Here is a 21,498-nt window from a genome sequence, read left to right on the forward strand (position 1 = left end):
AATGGTAGGGTAATACGAATAATTGGATGCGACCGATCAACGAAAATTTGATTTAAAATAATGAATAAGCCGACGATTTCTATTCAAAACAATGCAAATTTAGCCACTTCACAGCTTAATGAGCGCGGATCATCAGCAAACCCCACCCTGGCAGCTGAACAAACCTTCAATGCGCGCAACCTGGTGATAAAACCCGACAGCATTCAGATGGAAGTCACCATAGATGGTCGCTGGCAAGGCGTGCGACTGGCCAGCCAGAGTCAGTTACAGCAGCCACTCAAACTCCCTGAAGCTGAGATAAAACTCAGCGCTGACGGTACCTTACTGACAGTCAGCACCCCGGAATTAAAGCTGCAAATAAAACCCGCACAAACATTACTGAGCCTGTTAAGTTTGATCAAAGGGCTTGGTGGCCAAAGCGCCTTACAGCTCGACGCACAACTCAAAGGCGGCAATCAGGCGACTTTAATGCTGGACAAAATTGGTCTGGCCTTACCCGTTCCCCCGGCCCTGGCTGACTTACTCAAACAGGAGAATAAACTCGTCGCAAATCTGAGTACCCGGCAGAATACCCTGCTGCTTCAGATTTTTAATGCCTTTGGTGATGAGCTGATGAAAGCACCGGTAAGTAAACACAAACTAACTTCTTTGCTTGCCCAGCTCGGTAACCAGGAACAGCCCAAGATCAAGCTAGGTCGCAACAGTGCCACACTACAGCTTGCCAACCAGCAGGTTGAAGTAAAAACCCCACACTCAGAGAGTGGACTGAAACTCAATAGCTGGTTTAACGCCCAGTTAAAAGCACAACCTGACGGGTTGCAAATCGGTGTTGCTAAGCAGTCGACACAGGTTAAGCTAAGCACACCGCTGCATCAGGCCTTGCCCAACCTGGCCACACACCGTTTTGCCGCTGAACTAGAGCAGGCAACCAGCTCAGCGACGGGGTCCAAATCGACACTCAATTACGACAAACCTTTGCTCAATGTATCGATGGCAGACATAAAACAGACGGTTAAACAAGCCATAGGTCAGTGGCTGTCACGGCCCTTTTTCAACGCAACACCCGCTCACTCAGCTAAAAGCGCGCCTCAAACACCGGGCACCACGCAAGCACCACAAGCCAAACCTCAATCACCCAGCGCCGCTTTACCGCAGATAGCCGCGAATAATACTGCTCTGGTTCTGAAAAGTATGACGCCGGTACACAGTCAGCCTTTATTACAGCTGCTTGACAACGTAGAGCAAGTATTCACTAACATAACAAAGGTAAACCATACTAAAGACAGCTTGCTTCCCCCCTCTGCTGCAACTAAAAACAGTCCAGCTGCTGAACGCGGCGCGACGCCGACTCAGGCAGCAACAACGAGCCCTCAAAGCAAGTTGGCTCAGGCAACACCGCAAACGTCTGCGACATTAAGTAACACGGCCTCTGCCACAGGGGCCAAAAGCCCGCAAACCACTGACTCCTCAGCAAATAACAAACCGGTAACTACAGTCTTTCCAGCGTCATCAGCGTCAAACGCATTTTCCCAACGTCTTGAGCTGCTACAGCAGGTATTTTCGGCTGTCGTGCCTCAGCAATCTAAACCGTATAACGCCCAGCAAATAATCAGTCCGCAAGTGCAGCAAGCCATGGCTTTAACAGAAGGGGCAACTGGTAAGCCTGTTACAGCTGAGATAGCGGGTAAACCTATTGATCACCAGATGAGTCAGGTGAGTCAGGTGAGTCAGGTGAGTCAGACGAAAGCAGAACAGCTGGCCATAACAAAACCCAGTTTATCTTTGCCTATTGCCCAGATCCTGAGTAAAACCTTACGCCAGGCTGAGGCAGCCCCGAGCCAATCGGGCCCACCGCTGCAACAGCAGCTCAGTGAAACCCTGTCAGCAACCCAGCAATTTCGTAACCCACAGTCTGCCGACCTGATGCGTCTGGTCCATCAGGCCTTCAGTAAGATGATGGACGAAACGCGACACTCACCAGAGCAAGTGAGCCATGAGCTGTTTGCCCGGCTTCCCGCTTTGGCCAGCCAGCTTCAACCTGCCCTGCCCAATAGCAGCTTTGCACAAGCGCTGGACAAACTCATAGTGACCTTATTGGGCACCCAGCTTGCAGCCAAAACTCAGACTATGACGCCGCAAGCCAGCATAGAGCAACGGGTTGCCGCACTGGTTGAAACACTACAACCCGGCACTAAACTCTCTGCACCCAGTCAGTTTATTCAGGCGGTAACACAACAGGCACAGTCCAGTCTGATGGACGACCTGGCGCTGCTGCAAAACAACCTGGCTACGAATGCCAGCCCGGCGCCGTTGGCACAGAAATTTGACAGCGAGAGCCAGTTGCTGATCAACTTGTTTATGCCGCTCAAGTTGCCACAGGAATGCCGCCAAAGTGAGCTACAAATTGGCAAATACAAGAAGCCAGCCAAGGCCAATATGCCAGAAAAACAAGTCTGGTTTGTACGGCTCAACTTTGATTATGCTAAGCTCGGCCAGTTAAGCGTTCAGGCTGAGCTGATGGACAAAGCCGTTGACTGTGAGATAGTGGGTGATAGTGCCTCTGTCTGCCAGCTGGCACAACCGCATCTGGACGCGCTGCGCAGTAAACTGGCCGCACACGGTCTTCAGGTTGGTGAAATCGAATTACGCGAAGATGCTTCGCAGGTAAAGCGCTTTTACGACAGCCACGCCATCGTCAGTATTCAGGTTTAAATTGGCAATGTTCCACCTGCCATTGGCCGGCCTGGATAAAATAATTTAACGCTTGGTGTGCGAGCTTCTAACATGCTACTTTGATAGCAGTGATGTGTATGTAGTTGAACCCTATGGAACAAAAAACCGCCATTGGCTTGTTATATGAAGCCGGTAAGTCACCCGAAGTTGTCTGTAAGGGCTTTGGCGAACTGGCTGAAGAGATCATTGCACTCGCCAAAGAAAAAGACATCATGATCCACGAAGATGCTACGCTCGTCCAGACGCTCAGCCAGCTCGACCTGCACGAAGAAATCCCCAAAGAATTATATTATGTGATTGCAGAGCTCATTGCTTTTTCTTACGTATTGCGTGGTAAATTTCCCCCAGGCTGGAAACACTTTCAGGGCAAATTGAATATCAAAGCCTGAGCATGTCATTACCAGACACCCTATATCAAAATGCTCGCGACTTGCTCGCTCATCAGGCCCGTCTACTCCGCATATAAATTAACGACATTTCATTTAATATACTGACATATATTGTAATTTTTTCTTCTCCTGGCGTGTCACTGACTGAGTTTGTCGGTCAATTGAATGCGCCTGCTACCCAGCTTTTATAAGCTTGCTGCGTCCCACAGGACATATCACATAAAGCAAAAACGGTAGAGGAAAATACCATGTCACACATCAAACTATTTATGAATACAGCGCTGGTGATTGGCGCTTTGGGTACTCTGGCAACTTCAGCTCCGGCAGAAGCAAAACGCTTCAGAGTCAAAAATTGTACAACTATTGAGTGGGTGCAAGTAGCCTCTTATAACGGTTCAGACAGCTCGATGTTTTCACCGCACAGCAAAAAGCAAGTGAAGTCCGGAGAAACTGCACAGCTAAAATGTGACTCAAATCGTTGCCGCTTTGATGTACAAGACACACGGTTTAGTTACCGTAAAGGGAAGATTGGCAAACGCAAATGGCTAAAACTGGACATTACCCGACATGGTAACATGCAAAACTATTATTACGTCTCTGTGAGTAAAAATGAGCCACAGTGCTAATAGCTAACCACACAGGGCAGACTCGTCAATGTGCTTCCCTGTGTCACTCAATTAAAAACAACTCAAAGTATTCCTGATGAGCAAAGTCGCATTTATCGTCGTAGTGAGTCTGGTTATTCATGGACTCATGGCACTCAACTGGGTAACGCCCGCCACGCAACCGATCACACCAAATACTCATACTTGCCATAGTGTTGTCCGTGCGCCCACTGACAATCATGTTGTTCAGCAACCAATGCCAACGGACAAAAACAACACGGTTAAGCAACCCAATATCATGCTTGATCCACAAACAACCCAACTCGCTTCAGTGCCCTCTGCTCAGCTGATCAGTCAGTCGCTCACAAACCTGCAAGATGAGCTGAATAAACGCTTCGCCTCTACAGAACAACCGCTTGATTTACTCACCTTAACCAAACAGGCGTTACTCTTAAAACAACCAAAGTTACTCTTCGCGCATGCGAATAAGATTCTGACCCAATCACAAACACTTGATGCCCTGTTACAAGAAGACTTGCTGATCTCACTGGAAAATGTACTGCAACCTGAACATCTCGATTCGCTCATACCTTATCTGACATCACAACACGAAGATGTGCAGGAGGAAGCGTTAGTAAGATTACTGGAAATCAAGGATGCACCTCAGATTGAACAGCATCTGAGTTACCTGGCCAATTATGGGTTAACCTTATGGGTTAGAGAAGAAGCCGACAAACAGCTCACTATGCTGCATACTCGTTTACCTGTGGAAGCCTTGCCATCAGAATGATCGGGCTGCTTTGCCTGTACTCCATTTTTGTTACACACTTTTTCGCTATGTTATTCTGGGTTACTTTTTTAACAACTGAATTTCATCGCTGAGACACTATGGACGCTGCACAGAATCCCTTCATCACCGTAAGCCATACCCGGATGCAAACCATCATCAATGCGGTGGGTATACTGGGTCTGGTTGTACATGCCTTACTGATAGTTGATTTCATTATTCTGGCTATCCCCGAGCTGGTCGTACTGGAGGTGTGCAGCACCGTTACCTGGTATGTTGCACTGCGATTAAATCGCACGAATAATACGTCAGGTGCCGTATTGCTGATGGTAGGTGAGGTGCTTGTCCACTCCACAATCGTGGTCCTGTATCTGGGTTTAGCACCCGGATTTCAACATTATTTATGGGCCGCAGTCCCCTTCATCCTGTTTTATCGGAAAATTCCATTGTGGGGCATCGTCACCTGTACAGTGTCTTGCATGGGGCTATTTGTTGCGTTTTACCTGTTTGCTCAGGACATTGAGTATACGTATGCCTATTCAGAGCTGCTACCCTACATTCATGTATCCAATCTGATCATTGCGTTTATGGCACTGGGCCTCACCTGCTTTCACTTTTACAATGCCACCATGGAAGCAGAGCAAGAAATTGCCAAGATGGCAGCAGAGAAAGTGCAGCTGACCGAAGAAGCACTTGCAAAGAAAAACACCTTTTTCGCCAACGTCTCTCATGAGTTCAGAACCCCGCTAACGCTTATAACAGGCCCCCTTGAATCCATCATCACAAGCACTGAGACACCGGATAAGGCATCACTGACAAGAATCCTGAGCAACGCAAAACGCCTACAAAGATTAGTAGAACAGACCTTAGAGCTGACCAAATCTGATTTCATCCTGCCTGAGGATAAGCAAACACTGGCGCTAGACAGTATCGCAGAACAAATAACTACTGCTTTTATCGCCCTGGCGAGGGAAGAAAAGATAGACATTCAGTGCCTTACGCACAGTAACTGCCTGGTTGATATACCAATACAAGATGCTGAAGCGATTCTCTGTAATTTGATATCTAATGCAATTAAATATTCAAAACCTGACAGCAAAATACAGATCCGGTGTGAACAGGTCGACGATACCGTGCAGCTTAGCGTCAGCGACGCCGGCATTGGCATTGCGCCACAGGATCAACACCGTATATTTGAACGCTTTGTGCGCCTCGACACAGATATAGCTAACACAGTTGCGGGCACAGGCATTGGCCTTGCTCTCGTTAAAGATTTGGTGCAGCGCGCACATGGTCACATCACAGTGTGTAGCGATGGGGTTTCGGGAACGCAGTTCACCGTCACCTTCCCGCTAAGCAACAACACGTCCAATACAGATTATCCTTTGCAAATAAGCGATGTGGTTACTCTGGAGCAAGCTAATCTGCAACATCAAATCACACCCAGTGTGGCGCAATGCCCCGATGAAGATGTACAACATCAGCCCAGCATACTGATTGTCGAGGACAACCCTGATATGCGAGCTTACATAGCGGATTGCCTGCACGGCACATATCAGGTGTTGTTTGCCAGTGAAGGAGAAAGCGGTTTCGCCCTGGCAAAAACACATGTGCCCGATCTCATCTTAACTGATCTGATGATGCCAAATCTGGATGGATTTCAGTTAGCACAGAAACTGCGTGAAGAGCTTACAACCTGCCATATCCCAATACTCATGCTCACAGCAAAGGGCGACGAAGACAGTCAGACACTGGCCTGGAAAATGGACATTGATGCATTTATGGGTAAACCTTTTAACGCAGAGCGATTGCTAACCCGGATCCATAACCTGCTCAACATACGCAGCCTAATCAGTCAAAGAGTGGGCGAACAACCCCACGCCCTGGCCGACAACATAACGCATCGTGAAAGATACGCAGGGATCAGTAGCAAAGATGCTCAGTTTATCGACCAGCTGGAACACTGGATGGCAGCACATTTTGCAGAGCAAAGTTTAACGATCAAATCACTTCTCCCCACGGTTGCCATGAGTGAGCGACAACTACAAAGAAAGTTCAAGGCCCTGTTAGGACAGACTTTTTCTGAGTACGTCAAAAAATACAGGCTCAATAAAGGCGCACACATGCTGGCAAATGGTATGAGTGTGACTCAGGTTGCCTTTGAATGCGGCTTTTCGTCGCAAAGCTACTTTAGCCTGTGTTTTAAAGCGCAATATGGCGTTGCGCCTAGCCAGTTTCATCTGCAATCCGAGCGCCCTTCAGCGCTTTGATGTACATACTGAATATATGAGCCCGGTTTAACCCAGCAAGGAACCGTCTGGTGGCGGGTTCTCCTTAACCAAATCAATAAACTTACGTACCTTACGGATATTCAGGATATCCCTGTGTACAAGCAACCAACAATCCAGTGTCCAGGGGTCATGTAAGTCAAGCGCAATCAACTGCTCGTTCTGTGCAATTGCCTGTACCGTGGATACTGAGATGCCCAAGCCCTGATGTAATGCAGCCGTGATAATCTGCGCAGCCGAGCTGGTAAGTGAGATATTTTCGACTGCTGCATGCGTATGGATCCACTCGTTCCAGGGTAAATGCGCCAGTCGCTCATTCAACGCGATAAATTTATGTTGGTGCAAGGTGTCTGCAGTCGGCAGACCATAGCTGTCAATATACGCTTGATGTGCGCATAGCCTGACTTCAAGCTGACAAAATGGCAAGACAACATTGTCCGGCGTCTGAGGTTTAGTACCGGCTCTAATGGCAATATCCGCCTCCCCATACTCGAGCGCAAACAAACGGGTGTCGCCGGCTATTTCCACACGCATTTTTGGATAGGTCTGCTGATACTGCTGAATTACAGGCAGCAGCAATTGCGCTAATTCGCTCACACAGGTTATGACCAGCTGACCTTCAAGCTCAGCCTCTTTGTTTTGCGCTTTATTGGCAAATTGAGTGAACTGAAGTTCAGTGATTTCCCCCAGCCGCATGATTTCAAGTCCCGCTTCAGTGGGGAGATAGCCTCGATCATTGCGCTGAAAGAGTGTCACACCCAAAGCGGATTCAAGTACATCAATGTGGCGCATCACCGTTGAGCGATGAACACCAAGCTCCTGCGCGGTGGCACTCAAGGTTCCCAATTTGGCAAGCCGATAGGCTGTGCGCATCTCTGTCCATTTATTCATAGCTTCGTTGCATATATGCACATGGGATGCTTATTTTCTATCATTACCCTAACTTGCGCAACAGGGTATTCTGTCACGCATCGTTATAGCAGAAACAAGATCAAGCAATGAAAACAGAGGTTTTAATTATCGGGGGCGGATTTGCCGGTGTCACGGCAGCTCAGGCCCTTCAGAAACAAGGGATCCAAACTCTATTAATTGACAGAAAAGACTATTTCGAAGTCACCTACGCGGTGCTCAGAGACGTGGCTGCACCGAGTAAGCACAATGGACAAGCGAGAAAACAATATCATGCTCTGCTCAGTGGCCAGTTCATTCAGGCAACGGTCACTGAGCTGCTACCTGCCAAAGCTCTATTATGTGATGGCCGTCAGGTCCAATTTGACAAGGTCATCATTGCCTCAGGCTCCCGTTATTCCAGCTTGCCGCTCGCAAAGTCGGATAATGCGCTTTCACTGACACAACGCCGCGATGAGTTGGAGCGTTATCACACCGAACTAAAAGCGGCATCACAAGTACTGATCATTGGTGGTGGTGTCGTCGGCGTGGAGCTAGCCGGGGAGCTTGCCTATGCCATGCCTCATCTAAACATAATACTGGCACACAAGAATGGCGATTTACTGGATGGCTTCAAGTTAAAAGCGCGCAGAAAAGCCTTACACCAGCTAGAACAAGCTGGTGTTGAAGTTCGCCTGAACGCAGACTACCAGGCAATAAATGAAGGCTACCAGGACAAAAATAGCGGTCGACTATTAACGCCGGACAGGGTATTTCTGGCAACCGGAACACGTCCAAACAACGACTTTCTCAGGCCGAGTCTGTCTCATATTCTGAATGACCAAGGATTGGTCAAAGTAGATGACTACCTCCAGGTCGTTGGTAGCCAAAATGCGTTTGCATTGGGTGACATCGCAGATGTCGGCGAAGCGAAACTGGGCTACCTGGCGGTTGAGCAAGGCAAGTACCTGGCAGATTTGATCACGCAACAATACCGCGAAAAACGGATTAAGGCCTATAAACGCCACCCGTTTATGGCGTTAGTACCCACGGGACAGAAAACCGGTGTAGTGCAATTACCCTTTATGGTATCAAGCTGCAAGGCATTGGTTAATCTTAAACAAAAAGATTTGTTTATCAGTAAAACGTTTAAGACCTTTTCAGCCTAAAGAAAGGCAGCCAACGCGCAGCTGGTTTATGCACCCCGGTTCGTCGTTGGCTGACAATGAGCAACCATCTCATTGTTTGTTATGTAGGGACATTAACAGTTCTGCTTCAGCGCGAGGCAATTCACACTCTCGCATTATCTCTTCGATGTCGGCGCCCAGTTCGACCATCTTGACTGCACGGGAATAAATCTTCGCATCAGGATCGTCATACTTTTGAGCTGCCTGCTGCTGGGCAAGATCCTTGGCATAGTTCTCACAGGCAACCAGACGCTTACCAATACTCAGGACACTGGCGCGAACCTCTGCAATTTCGCTACGTAGGATAGCAACTTGTTCATTTTCACGCTTGAGGTGCTGAAGCAACTTACCATGTTCGTTATTTTGCTGTTGTACTTTTTTGCTTAGCGCAAAAATAAACCCCAAGCACACTAAACACAGCAGGCTTGAGGCGATTACTAGGAGCAATAAAATCTCGTTTTGGGTTACTGCTTGCACGGGTTAAATATGGCTCAACTCATCCCACTCATCATCACTGAGTAGTTTGTTCAAATCAACCAGGATCAGCAACTCACCTTCACGGTTAGAAACACCCTGAATGAATTTAGCGCTTTCTTCTGTGCCAATATTTGGTGCACTGTCAATCTCAGAGCTGCGCAGATACACTACCTCAGCAACACTGTCGACCAGAATACCAACAACTTGCTTTTCTGCCTCGATGATCACGATACGAGAGTTGTCTGTGACCTCTGAGCTTGGTAGCCCAAAACGAGAGCGGGTATCGATGACAGTCACAACATTACCACGTAGATTGATGATACCAAGCACATAGGTTGGTGCACCTGGTACAGGGGCAATCTCGGTATAGCGTAATACTTCCTGCACTTGCATTACGTTAATGCCGTAGGTTTCATCCTCTAGCTTATAGGTAACCCACTGAAGGACTTCATCATTACTATCTGCATTTTTATCAGCCGAAAGTATTCTCTCTTGACTCATGATTTTACTCCAGTTAGATGCTAGCTACTGCTCTCGGCTATCGAGGCCATGCTCTAGCAATCGATTTAAATTCTCAACATCTATCAGTGCGCACATTTTTTCTTTAATGACGCCCGCCAGCCATGGCCTTTTCCCATCGGCTGTTCGCCATTTCACGTCTTCTGGCTTCAACGTAATATTATTGACCAGATTTTCGGCTAACAAACCCCACTGACTATCGCCCAGCATGATCAAGTACTGGTAGTCCAGATTCTCTTCCAGCTCAGGTGTGAATTTCTCCGGCATCACCCACCGGGCAGTGTCCACCACGTTGAGTTTTTCTTCGCGGTTAAGCATCACACCTTTAAACCATTTTGGCTTACCAAACAATTGATTAACTTCAGTAAGCTGATGTATACCACCCAGAGACTTCAATGGCACAGCCAAAGTAAGCCCGGCAACTTCGAAAAACAGCGCCTGAAATTCATTTTCTAGATAAGCATCACGCGCGCGAGCTGGCACAGCCTGCTCTGCTTCTTCTTTGATAATAGTAGTATTTTCAGTTATCTCAAGATCAGTGGCCGGGGTTATTACCTGCACGTCCTGAACGGTTTCCTGCTCAACAACGGGTTCAGCCGGAGGCTCCGCAATGGGTTGCTCCGCGACTGTTTCAGTATGAGCAGTCTCTGAGCGCTCAACAACACTGAGCGCTGCGGCATTGTCTTCCTGTGCTTCAGGCACAGACTCCAACAACTTAGCCACAGGTGCAAGTGCGACTTCATCTTCCTCTTCTTCGCGTAACAAGGCACCCAGATACTGTTTCATGACCTGTTCATTGGCAAACAGATGCTTACTCATTACTACCTCTATCAACTTCTGCAAGGTGTTCTAATAAGGCACGATATGCATAGACGCCACGCGATTTAGGGCAATACTGCACCGGCACTTGCTGCGCTAAACTGGCATCTCTGAACTTGGTATCAACCGGGATCACACCAGGCCAAACTTTATCCTGATAAGTCTCTACCAAAGACTTATAGGCTTCAAGAGATGCTTTAGTGCGCTTATCATACATAGTTGGCACTATAGTATATTGATATTGCTTGGAATGCGAACTTTGCATTAATGACATTGTGCGCATCATGCGATCCAGTCCTTTCAACGCCAGGAACTCTGTTTGTACCGGGATGAGAATGCGCTCGCTTGCAGCGAGAGCATTCACCATAAGCACACCAAGTACTGGCGGGCAATCCAAAATGGCATAGTCATAATGCTCACTGATCTTGGCAAGCGCCTTTTTCAGGATGAGCCCCATACCCGAGCGATTGCCCATACTGCGATCCAGTGTCGCAATAGCCATAGTCGCCGGCAATATGTCCAGATTCTCGATAGTTGAAGGGCAAAGCGCCTGAAGAATTTCTTCGCTGGCCATATTTGAACCGCGAATAAAAATATCGTACACACTGACTTCTAACTCTTCCGAGTCAATGCCAAAGTAGTATGTTAATGAGGCATGCGGATCTGTGTCTATCAATAATACACGTTTCCCCTGGAGCGCCAGGATCCCGCCGAGACTAACTGTGGTGGTGGTTTTACCCACCCCGCCTTTTTGGTTCGCTACCGTCCAGATTTTCACGTTATTTTTTTATTCCTTCGGCCAAACACAGATCGCATTCAGGCTAACATCAATTATGCACAGCCTATTTCTTTGTTTATTCTCAGTGCTACATCCTGCAAAGCGATATCTTCAGTTGAAATTCCCGCGCTTGCAACAGCTTGTGGCATGCCGTACACCACGCAGGTTTTTTCATCCTGTGCCCAGATAGTCGCACCATTTTGTTTCAACATTCTGGCACCGTCTCGCCCATCCGCACCCATACCAGTCAGTATTACCGCGAGCACATCTCCGCTATATGCTTTTGCTGTACTGGCAAAAGTCACATCTACACTGGGTTTATAGGTAATACGAGGGCTGTCATCTTCAAACACCTTTAAAGTTTTGCTACCGCCCCTGGCTTCAACCAACATCTGCTGGCCCCCCGGTGCCAAATATGCAACACCTGGTTGCAAGCGATCCCCTTGCTCTGCTTCTTTTACTTTGATTTTGCACAGACTATTCAAGCGTTGTGCAAACGCTGGCGTAAATGCTGCTGGCATGTGCTGGATCAACAAGATAGGATGCGGAAAATTCGCAGGCAGCTGAGTTAAAATGGTTTGCAGTGCCACCGGGCCACCCGTCGATGTGCCGATAGCAACGATTTGATACTTTTTGCCAGACGCTTTGAACGACGCACCAGAACTTGGTGTGTCAGATGCAGGACGTGAAAATGTTCGATCAGGTTGTGCTATTGGCTTAGCCGCAGGACGCAGACCTGAAGATGCACTTGGCGCGCTACGTGTCGGCGCAGACGCAGGTGCTGGTGACGAGCCAATAGGCCGAGTAAAGCGACTCACACGACGTCGCCCTATTTCTTTGACCTTGTTCTGTAAAGAGCGGATAGCTTCTTCACTGTTACGGGCAATATCTTCAAACTTCTTCGGTAAGAAATCGACCGCACCGGCATCCAGCGCATCGAGTGTCGCGCTGGCACCTTCACGAGTTAATGACGAAAACATCAGAATCGGAGTGGGGGAACTCTGCATAATCTGCTTAACTGCGCTAATCCCATCCATTACTGGCATTTCCACATCCATAGTGATGACGTCTGGCCTCAGTTTAGCGGCTTTATCGACCGCTTCCTGACCATTCACAGCAAAGTCAATTACTTTGATTTCTGGATCTTTTTCTAGTATTTCACTCACTCGGCGACGAAAGAAGCTCGAGTCATCTACAACTAATACTTTAACTGCCATTGGCATTGCTCTTTTATTCGTTACAGATCCGAAAAGTGGTGTCAAAGACACCACTTTGTCGGTATAAATGCGCCGGGCAATTACTTGCCGGCGTAATATTTTAACATGCTGGGGACGTCCAGAATCAGCGCGATGCCACCATCAGATGTGATAGTCGCACCAGCCATACCCGGAGTACCTTGCAATAAGGCATCTAGCGGTTTAATTACCACCTCTTCCTGGCCTATCAGAGAGTCAACCACAAAGCCTACTTGCTTGGTACCCATCTGAACGATTACCACATGCCCTTCTGCTTTTCGGGCGCCTCTGTCGGCACCTTTCACTAACCAGTGCTCAAGATAAAACAGTGGGATTGCTTTTTCACGCACTATGATAGTCAATTGACCATCAACCACGTTGGTCTTGGTCAAATCAAGGTGGAATATTTCACTTACCCCAGCCAGCGGCAGTGCAAATGTTTGCTGACCAATCATCACCATCAATGTTGGCAGAATGGCCAATGTCAGTGGTACTTTAATTTCCAGTATGGTACCCACACCCAGCTCTGACTGAATGTTGACGGAACCATTTAACTGGGTGATTTTAGTTTTGACCACATCCATACCAACACCTCGGCCAGAGATGTCAGAAATTTGTTCTTTTGTTGAGAAACCTGGCGCAAAGATCAGATTGTAGGCTTCATTATCTGACAAGCGACTTGCCTGGTCAGAATCAATAACCCCTTTGCTTATCGCAATCTTCTTCAATTTCTCTGGGTCCATACCTGCACCATCATCACGAATGGTCAGCAGAATATGATCACCTTCCTGAGAGGCTGATAAGGTCACAGTACCGGTTCTTGATTTACCTGCGGCTTCACGAACATCCGGCATTTCAATACCGTGATCCACTGAGTTACGAACCAAGTGAACCAAAGGATCCGCAAGTGCCTCTACCAGGTTTTTATCCAGATCGGTGTCTTCCCCTTCCAGCACCAGGCTAATGTCTTTCTTAAGGCTACGAGCCAAGTCCCGAACCACCCGGGGGAAACGACCAAATACTTTCTTGATTGGCTGCATTCGGGTTTTCATCACCGCACCCTGGAGGTCTGCGGTCACCACATCAAGATTAGAAATGGCTTTACCCATGGCTTCGCTGTTAGAGTTATTAGCCAAACTAACTAATCGGTTACGCACCAACACTAGCTCACCGACCATGTTCATGATCTCATCCAGGCGCTTAGTATCAACCCGAACGGTTGTTTCCGCCTGTGCTGCTGGTTTCTTAGCGGCGGCTTTATTGTCGGCCGCAGGTTTGCTCTCAACTGCTGGTTTCGCAGGTGCCGGTTTGGCAGCCGGCGCACTGGGTGCTTTAGCAACAGGTGCAGCTGGCTTAGGTTCAGGTTTAGGTGGCGCTTTAGGCGCTTCTTTCGGCGCTGCTACTTCTGCTTCCGTTGATTTTGGTGCTTGCCCTTTTCCGTGCAACTCATCCAGTAAAGCTTCAAATTCGTCATCATTGATTTCATCGTCATCACCGCCAGATGCTTTTGGCGGCTCTGACGCAGCAGGTTGGGCGGGCGCCTTCGGCTGCTCAGCTGGCGCTTGCTCTGCAGTTGCACCAAATTTCCCAACTCCGTGCAACTCATCCAGCAAGCTGTCAAATTCATCATCGGTAATGTCGCCATCATCGCTGCTTGATGGAGCTGGTGTCGCACTTGGTGCGGCAGGCTCTTGCGATGCAACTGAAGGTCCATTACCTGAGCCATGTAATTCATCGAGCAAGCTCTCGAATTCTTCTTCAGAAATCTCGTCTATGCTGTCCGCGCTATCACTTGCAGATTCATCAACGGGAGCCGCAGGTGCGTCAAACAGCACGTCATCCGCACTGGGTGTCGCTACAACCGGTTCAGGCTCAGGATCTGCTGCAGCGGGGGCTGCAATCACTTCGTCTTCTGATTCTGGCTGACTGAGCTGATGTAAAACTTCCAGTAAGTGTGGATCAGCGGGCTCTGGTTGCTCTCTGTTTTGAATACACGAGAACATCTCATTGATGGTATCGAGTGATTGTAAAATCACATCCATCAATTCTGGTGTTACCTGACGCTGCCCCTGACGCAGGACATCAAACACGTTTTCCGCACCGTGACAAGCATCTACCAGCTCAGTCATGCTCAGGAAGCCAGCGCCCCCTTTAACGGTATGGAAACCACGGAAAATCGCATTTAACAGCTCTTTATCTTCCGGGTTGTTTTCTAGTTCGACAAGCTGCTCAGATAACAGTTCGAGTATTTCCCCAGCTTCAACAAGAAAGTCTTGTAAGATATCTTCATCGACTTCAAAGCTCATTCGCATACTCTCCTATTAGAAGCCCAAACTAGACAACAGGTCATCAACTTCATCCTGCCCGGATACGACATCATCTCGAGACTCAGCGTCCAAAATTGGACCCTCAGGACCTGATAACTCATCAGTAACGGCGGGGGCTGTAGTTTGTGCCTGTGGCTGGGCTGCAGTTTGTTGACTTTCATCTGCGCTGCCGAATACGGTCAACAAGTGAATTAGGCTGTCTTCAACTTCACGAACCAACTCAATGACACGCCGGATAACCTGTCCGGTTAAATCTTGATAATCTTGTGCCATCAACACATTGGTCATCAGATTTTGTAATTCATCTGTACGGCCTTTTGACGACTGCATAAAACTGTCAAGATCGTGGCACAAGGATTTGAACTCTCCAAGCTGGATATCCCGGCTCATTAATCTGTCCCAGGTGGGCTTAATTTCAGAGAGTTCATCGGCTAGTTCTTGGGCTAAGGGAAGACTTGCTTCTACGGCATCCATGGTTTTATTGGCAGCGCTTTCGGTCATCTCCATGACGTAATTAAGGCGCTGCTTGGCATCTGGAATGGCTTCTGTCGTGAGATCAGATAAACGGGTATCTAACTCAAAGTTCTTCAACGACTCATGAAGTTGTCGAGTTAGCTTGCCCACTTCAGCAAAAAGCTCTGATTGTTCTTTATTGGTGGCCTCAATTAATATCTCATCAGCCTTTTCCTGCTCACCTTGTTCAAGGTATTCAACGAGCAGTTTAGCCTGTTCCAGAGTTATCTGTGGCACAGAAGATGTTGACATAAGCCTACCCTTTTCAATACTAGCCTAAACGTTCGAACACTTTTTCTAGTTTGGTTTTCAGGGTGCCTGCCGTAAACGGTTTAACGATATAACCATTAACTCCAGCCTGGGCAGCAGCAACGATTTGTTCTTTTTTCGCTTCCGCTGTAACCATGAGTACTGGGATGTGTTTAAGCTTATCATCAGCACGAATTGCACGAAGCAAATCGATACCTTGCATGCCTGGCATATTCCAGTCAGTTACGACGAAGTCGAATTCCTGATTTTGCAACATTGGAAGTGCCGTACTGCCATCATCAGCCTCTTGAACATTGGTAAAGCCTAAGTCTCTTAGCAGGTTTTTGATTATTCTTCTCATCGTAGAAAAATCATCAACCACGAGAATTTTCATGTTCTTATCCAAAACTTCCTCCGGTGAGGTTTGAACCTATATTGTAAAACTAACTCTAATTGATCCAGTCATTGATCTTTGCACGAAGCTTGATCATTGCTTGACCGTGAATCTGACTCACTCGAGATTCGCTGACCTCTAAGATCGCACCAATCTCTTTTAAATTCATCTCATCGTTATAATACAAAGACAACACCAAAGCATCGCGCTCAGGTAAAGTCTTGATCGCATTGACTAACGATTCGTTAAAGCGCTCATTTTTAACATTATTGAATGGTTTGTCTAGCGCAAAATCGTTGCCTGCGGGAGAAATTACGTCTTCATCTACCCCCAAGTCTTCGATGCCGATCACTTTACTTGCATTGACATCATGTAAAATATGATGGTACTCATCTAGCGTAATATCAAGTTTTTCAGCGATTTCAGTATCTTTTGGTTCCCGTCCAAGCTGTGCTTCTAGCTCAGCAATGGCCTCTGCAACCATGCGACCGTTTTTGTGTACCGAGCGGGGCGCCCAGTCACCACGGCGGATCTCGTCAATCATTGCGCCACGAATTCGAATTCCTGCAAAGGTTTCAAAGCTCGCCCCTTTGCTCGCGTCAAAATTTTTGCAGGCTTCTATCAGTCCAATCATACCTGACTGGACTAAATCATCGAGCTGAACACTGGCTGGTAATCTGGCTAACAAATGACAGGCCACCTTTTTCACTAAAGGCGTATGACGTTCCACCACCTTATGCAGGTGGTCTGTCGTTTTATATCCCGCCATGCGGTTGACCGGTGAAGCCATCTTTAACCGTTTACCAATTGCTCAATAAAGAATTCCAAATGACCTGAAGGTTGGTGGGGAATGGGCCACTTGACAGCTTTGCTTGCCAGGCCTCTAAATGCCACAGCAGCAGGTGAATTAGGATAAAGCTCAACGATGGTTTTTTGACGGCGTGAAGACTTACGCATATTTTCGTCAAATGGGATCGTTGCAACCAGCTCTAAAGCGACATCTAAAAATCGGTCTGTAACCTTGGACAACTTTGCAAATAACTCCTGCCCTTCTCTTAAGCTCCGCACCATATTGGCCACAATTTTGAATTTGTAGACGCCATGTTCACGGCTTAATACTTTGATAAGCGCATACGCATCGGTAATAGAAGTCGGCTCGTCACACACTACAACCAGTACATCCTGGGCAGCTCGGGAGAAGCTCAGCACCATGTCTGAAATGCCAGCCGCCGTATCGACGATTAAAATATCAAATTCGCTGCTAAGCTCACTGAAGGCACGGATCAGGCCAGCGTGCTCGGCAGGCGTTAATTCGACCATGTTTTGTGAACCTGACGTTGCAGGCACGATACGGATCCCAGCCGGACCCTCAACTAAGATTTCGTCTAGCTCGCATTCGCCAGATAATACATGAGATAAATTCTTCTCGACCCTCAAGCCTAGCATGACATCACAGTTAGCCAGACCTAAGTCAGCATCAAGCACCAAGACCCGATTACCCTGCTGTCCTAATGCGATGGCAGTGTTGAGGGATACATTGGTTTTACCTACTCCACCTTTACCACCAGTCACTGCGATTACTTTTACACTGTGGTTATTTTTTTGGTTCATTCTCCGCAGGCCACTTGCTTGATCTAAAACTGTATTAATCATACATTCCTACTGTCTGGGACGCCACTGGTACACGTCGCGAATGTTGTGCTTTTGTTCTCTTTAAATACAATTGCTCAGCCTTTTTGACTAACTTCTGAGCGTTTGCCACGCGAATGTCCTCAGGCACTCGCTGACCATTGGTAAGATACCCTATTGGCAGACGATTTTGAATCGCTATGCTAATTATCTCACCTAAACTTAGACTTTCATCAAGTTTTGTAAAAATACAACCACTTAAATTGACTTTTTTGAAGTGGTTTACGGTTTCTTGCAGTACATGCATCTGAGCAGTCGCACTTAATACCAGGTAGCTGCGAATGTCAACACGGCTACTGCGCATCAGGGTGTTTAACTGCTCCGTCAGACGCAAGTCACGCTGACTCATCCCCGCCGTGTCTATTAATATTAGACGCTTATTGCGTAAATGATAAAGAACCTCTGCAAGTTCATTGGCATCTTTTACTTGCTTAACAGGACAGCCGATGATCCGACCATAGGTTGCCAGTTGCTCGTAAGCACCGATACGATAGGTATCCGTTGTGATCAGTGCTACATTATCGGCACCATATTTCTGTGCGCCCAGCGCTGCCAATTTTGCAACTGTCGTGGTTTTGCCAACCCCTGTTGGTCCGACCATGGCATATACACCGCCCTGACGCAGAATATCGTTGTTCGTTGTATGCATTTGATTGACAACCATATTCAGCAGTGCGTTCCACGCTTCTTTACGAGAAACGTCATCAGGAATAAAGCAAGCCATCTGCTCTGCGACTTCCGCACCAATTCCCATACCTTTAAGACGCTCAACCAGACAAGCGCGGGTCGGATCACGACGTGCCATTTCCTGATTCATCAATCCAGACAACTGGAATTCAAGTAGCTGACGAATAGCGTTCATTTCATCACGCATGGAAGACATTTCATCGTCGTTGGCTTTTTTCTGTGCCGCTGGTTCGTCACCAAAGCCCTGATCAAGGTCATCTCCAAATTCCCAGGAAGTAGCTGCATCACGGCCATCAAAATCATGACTTTGTGCTTCATAACGCGGTTGACGCGTAGCCTGGGGCGCAGCTTTTGCAGGAGCTTCGTTACGTTGCTGAGCGCCGAACATGTCATCGGTGTTAATGCCAGACTGAGAAAACATAGAAGCAAGCTCGGGCGACTTAGGACGAGGGGCTTGGCGCTCAAGCAAGGCTTCAAGACTGTCTGCAACCTGCGCTTGCTTCTGAGGCTCTGCGCGACGCGGTTGAGGACGAACCATTCTGGCAGGCTGGCTGTAACTGTGCTGAGCACTTTGCCCGGGGGCGGCCTGTCGAGGTGCAGCCTGCGCTGCGCTTTGCTGAGGAGCTGACTGCGCCGCCTGAGGCTGTGGAGCAGGTGTCCGATCATTGTCCACAGCAGCAACGATTTCAACGCCATCTGCTAATTTCTTATTTGACATGATCACTGCATCTGCACCTAGCTCTTCTTTCACTTCTTTTAAAGCGGTACGCATATCTTTTGCAAAAAAACGTTTAATTTTCATGGTCAGCCCCTTCTAGTCCTCTACTGTCCAACTGAGCTCACTATCTTGATTTGTCTCTCATCCGGTACTTCCTGATATGACATCACTCTCAGTCCCGGTATGGTGTGTTTTACAAATCTTGACAGCACACTTCTTAACATACCTGAGGTTAATAAGATGGACGGCTCGCCGAGCATTTCTTGCGTTTGATGGGCTTCTCTTAATGAACCTTGAAGCCGCTCTGCAAGGCCTGGCTCTATGCCTGCCCCCTCATCACCTGCGTTCTGTAGAGACTTATGCAACATCTGTTCCAACTCGGGCGCCAATGTTATGACAGGGATTTCTTCAGCCCCTCCTACCGCATCCTGAACAATCAGTCGACGCAATGAAATACGCACTGCAGCCGTCAGTACATCCGGGTCCTGACTGCGTGGCCCATACTCAACCAGGGTCTGAACAATGGAGCGCATATCACGAATTGCAACACCTTCATTCAGCAAGTTTTGCAGTACTTTCACAATCGTAGTGAGTGGCAGGATATCTGGTACCAGACCTTCAACCAGACGAGGGTGACTCTTAGCAAGCATATCAAGCAGGTTCTGCACCTCTTCATGCCCCAGTAGTAAAGACGCGTTATTGGTCAACAGCTGACTGATATGTGTCGCTACGACCGTCGCTGCATCAACCACTGTGTAGCCAAGAGAATGAGCTTCGTCTTTTTGTTCTGGTTTGATCCATACCGCTTCCAGACCAAACGCTGGATCTTTAGTCGCCACGCCATTAATTGGACCAAACACCTGACCTGGGTTGATGGCCAGCTCATCACCATGCTTCAGCTCACCATCTCCGGAACCCACACCCATTAAAGTGATACGATATGCATTTGGATCCAGCTCCAGGTTATCGCGAATATGGACAGGCGGAACCAAAAAGCCCAGTTCCTGAGATAGCTTTTTACGTACCCCTTTGATGCGGTTTAACAGCTCACCACCTTGCGACTGATCAACCAGCGGGATCAGGCGATAGCCCACTTCCAGGCCAATCACATCGACGGGCTGTACATCATCCCAGCCCAGCTCTTTTTGTTCTTGCTGCTGAGAGGCAACCGCGCCACCTTTTGATTCTTCAGCTTCCTGCTCTTGTGCTTTAATTTTTTGTTGATGTGAGTAATATGCCAGATACCCGATCAGGGCACCCAGACCGAGGAAGGCAACGTGAGGCATGCCAGGTACGAGTCCCATGACAATCAGGATCCCCGCAGCGATAGACAGAGATTTCTCATTGCCCAGCTGCTGCGTCATTTGCTCACCCATGTTGTGCGATTCATTCTGACGGGTCACCACAATCGCGGTACCAATCGACAGTAACAGTGAAGGAAGCTGGGCAACCAGGCCGTCACCTATGGTCAACAAGGTATACACTTCCATAGCCCGGCCAAATGACAGATCATGCTGCACCATACCGACAAACAAACCGCCAATGATGTTAATTGCCAGGATAACGATACCTGCGATGGCATCCCCTTTTACGAATTTACTGGCACCATCCATCGAACCATAGAAGTCGGCCTCACGAGTTACTTCTTCACGTCTGGCTCTCGCTTCGTCTGCGGAGATAAATCCGGCATTCAAATCTGCGTCAATCGCCATCTGTTTACCCGGCATTGCATCCAGGGTAAAACGTGCAGATACTTCGGAGATACGACCGGCACCTTTGGTGATAACCACAAAGTTAATGATGATTAGAATCAGGAAGACCACCAGACCAACCGCATAGTTACCGCCAATCACAACGGAGCCGAATGCTTCGATCACTTTACCGGCTGCGTCACCGCCGTTATGACCCTCCAACAATACCACCCGGGTACTGGCAACGTTCAGTGCCAATCGCAAAATGGTCGCAATCAGTAGCACCGATGGAAACATACCGAATTCAAGCGGTTTCATGGTGTAAACCGTCACCAACAGCACCACGAGGGCCAGTGCGATATTGAATGAGAATAAGATATCGAGCAAAAATGGCGGCATAGGCAGGACCACCATGCCCAATGCAGCCAGAACCAGTACCGGTGTACCGACCCCTTTGGCATATTCTTTTTTATCTCGATTAATCTGTTGTAAAACCGCTTTAAAATCCATAACTTACAAACCACA

At 48.0% G+C, this 21,498-nt stretch carries 19 protein-coding genes; 6 read left to right on the top strand and 13 right to left on the bottom strand.

Annotated features, from left to right (window positions below; translation table 11 throughout):
- Positions 1–60: 60 nt before the first annotated feature.
- From fliK to QNM19_RS18255, 5 genes are all read left to right on the top strand, one after another.
- Complete coding sequence (fliK, locus tag QNM19_RS18235; protein ID WP_049866165.1) at positions 61–2,712, top strand: flagellar hook-length control protein FliK; 2,652 nt, start codon at positions 61–63, stop codon at positions 2,710–2,712.
- A 113-nt stretch (positions 2,713–2,825) separates the two neighbouring features.
- Positions 2,826–3,122, top strand: coding sequence for an EscU/YscU/HrcU family type III secretion system export apparatus switch protein (locus tag QNM19_RS18240; protein WP_010385716.1), 297 nt, complete (start codon positions 2,826–2,828; stop codon positions 3,120–3,122).
- A 248-nt stretch (positions 3,123–3,370) separates the two neighbouring features.
- Entirely contained in the window at positions 3,371–3,748 is a 378-nt protein-coding gene (locus tag QNM19_RS18245) for a hypothetical protein (RefSeq protein ID WP_058797775.1), read from the top strand.
- A 76-nt stretch (positions 3,749–3,824) separates the two neighbouring features.
- Complete coding sequence (locus QNM19_RS18250; protein WP_284027052.1) at positions 3,825–4,517, top strand: hypothetical protein; 693 nt, start codon at positions 3,825–3,827, stop codon at positions 4,515–4,517.
- A gap of 98 nt (positions 4,518–4,615) precedes the next feature.
- A complete protein-coding gene (locus QNM19_RS18255) occupies positions 4,616–6,784 on the top strand; it encodes a hybrid sensor histidine kinase/response regulator transcription factor (protein WP_082225615.1) in 2,169 nt (722 codons plus the stop codon).
- A gap of 27 nt (positions 6,785–6,811) precedes the next feature.
- Here QNM19_RS18255 and QNM19_RS18260 read toward each other — a convergent pair whose 3' ends face one another.
- Positions 6,812–7,693, bottom strand: coding sequence for a LysR family transcriptional regulator (locus QNM19_RS18260; protein WP_284027053.1), 882 nt, complete (start codon positions 7,691–7,693; stop codon positions 6,812–6,814).
- A 107-nt stretch (positions 7,694–7,800) separates the two neighbouring features.
- Here QNM19_RS18260 and QNM19_RS18265 point away from each other — a divergent pair, with 107 nt between their 5' ends.
- Complete coding sequence (locus QNM19_RS18265) at positions 7,801–8,859, top strand: NAD(P)/FAD-dependent oxidoreductase (RefSeq protein WP_049866553.1); 1,059 nt, start codon at positions 7,801–7,803, stop codon at positions 8,857–8,859.
- A 69-nt stretch (positions 8,860–8,928) separates the two neighbouring features.
- Here QNM19_RS18265 and QNM19_RS18270 read toward each other — a convergent pair whose 3' ends face one another.
- The 12 genes from QNM19_RS18270 to flhA form a co-directional block, all read right to left on the bottom strand.
- The gene (locus QNM19_RS18270) at positions 8,929–9,330 is read right to left on the bottom strand and encodes a DUF2802 domain-containing protein (RefSeq protein WP_417712662.1); all 402 of its coding nucleotides are present in this window, start codon (positions 9,328–9,330) and stop codon (positions 8,929–8,931) included.
- A gap of 27 nt (positions 9,331–9,357) precedes the next feature.
- Positions 9,358–9,855, bottom strand: coding sequence for a chemotaxis protein CheW (locus tag QNM19_RS18275; RefSeq protein WP_010385708.1), 498 nt, complete (start codon positions 9,853–9,855; stop codon positions 9,358–9,360).
- Positions 9,856–9,879: 24 nt separating this feature from the next.
- Positions 9,880–10,692: a chemotaxis protein CheW gene (locus QNM19_RS18280; protein WP_284027054.1), complete on the bottom strand. Its 813-nt coding sequence runs from the start codon at positions 10,690–10,692 to the stop codon at positions 9,880–9,882.
- Positions 10,685–11,470 carry a ParA family protein gene (locus QNM19_RS18285; RefSeq protein WP_010385703.1) on the bottom strand — a complete coding sequence of 262 codons (786 nt, stop codon included), beginning with the start codon at positions 11,468–11,470 and terminating at the stop codon, positions 10,685–10,687. The genes QNM19_RS18280 and QNM19_RS18285 overlap by 8 nt, the downstream gene beginning before the upstream one ends.
- Before the next feature lie 53 nt (positions 11,471–11,523).
- Entirely contained in the window at positions 11,524–12,687 is a 1,164-nt protein-coding gene (locus QNM19_RS18290) for a protein-glutamate methylesterase/protein-glutamine glutaminase (RefSeq protein WP_049864854.1), read from the bottom strand.
- 80 nt (positions 12,688–12,767) lie between these two features.
- Positions 12,768–15,011, bottom strand: coding sequence for a chemotaxis protein CheA (locus QNM19_RS18295; RefSeq protein ID WP_049864853.1), 2,244 nt, complete (start codon positions 15,009–15,011; stop codon positions 12,768–12,770).
- A gap of 15 nt (positions 15,012–15,026) precedes the next feature.
- On the bottom strand, positions 15,027–15,797 hold the full coding sequence (locus QNM19_RS18300; RefSeq protein ID WP_284027055.1) for a protein phosphatase CheZ: 771 nt from the start codon (positions 15,795–15,797) through the stop codon (positions 15,027–15,029).
- Between the two features lie 19 nt (positions 15,798–15,816).
- Positions 15,817–16,200, bottom strand: a complete 384-nt coding sequence (gene cheY / locus QNM19_RS18305) for a chemotaxis response regulator CheY (RefSeq protein ID WP_010385696.1) — start codon at positions 16,198–16,200, stop codon at positions 15,817–15,819.
- 43 nt (positions 16,201–16,243) lie between these two features.
- Positions 16,244–16,978: an RNA polymerase sigma factor FliA gene (locus tag QNM19_RS18310; protein WP_010385694.1), complete on the bottom strand. Its 735-nt coding sequence runs from the start codon at positions 16,976–16,978 to the stop codon at positions 16,244–16,246.
- 2 nt (positions 16,979–16,980) lie between these two features.
- Entirely contained in the window at positions 16,981–17,841 is an 861-nt protein-coding gene (locus QNM19_RS18315) for a MinD/ParA family ATP-binding protein (protein ID WP_010385692.1), read from the bottom strand.
- Entirely contained in the window at positions 17,834–19,366 is a 1,533-nt protein-coding gene (gene flhF, locus QNM19_RS18320; RefSeq protein ID WP_049864852.1) for a flagellar biosynthesis protein FlhF, read from the bottom strand. The genes QNM19_RS18315 and flhF overlap by 8 nt, the downstream gene beginning before the upstream one ends.
- Positions 19,367–19,386: 20 nt before the next feature.
- A complete protein-coding gene (flhA, locus tag QNM19_RS18325; RefSeq protein ID WP_284027056.1) occupies positions 19,387–21,483 on the bottom strand; it encodes a flagellar biosynthesis protein FlhA in 2,097 nt (698 codons plus the stop codon).
- Between the last annotated feature and the right edge of the window lie 15 nt (positions 21,484–21,498).

It is taken from the genome of Pseudoalteromonas ardens (genome assembly GCF_030125445.1).
In the GTDB taxonomy this organism is placed as follows: domain Bacteria; phylum Pseudomonadota; class Gammaproteobacteria; order Enterobacterales; family Alteromonadaceae; genus Pseudoalteromonas; species Pseudoalteromonas ardens.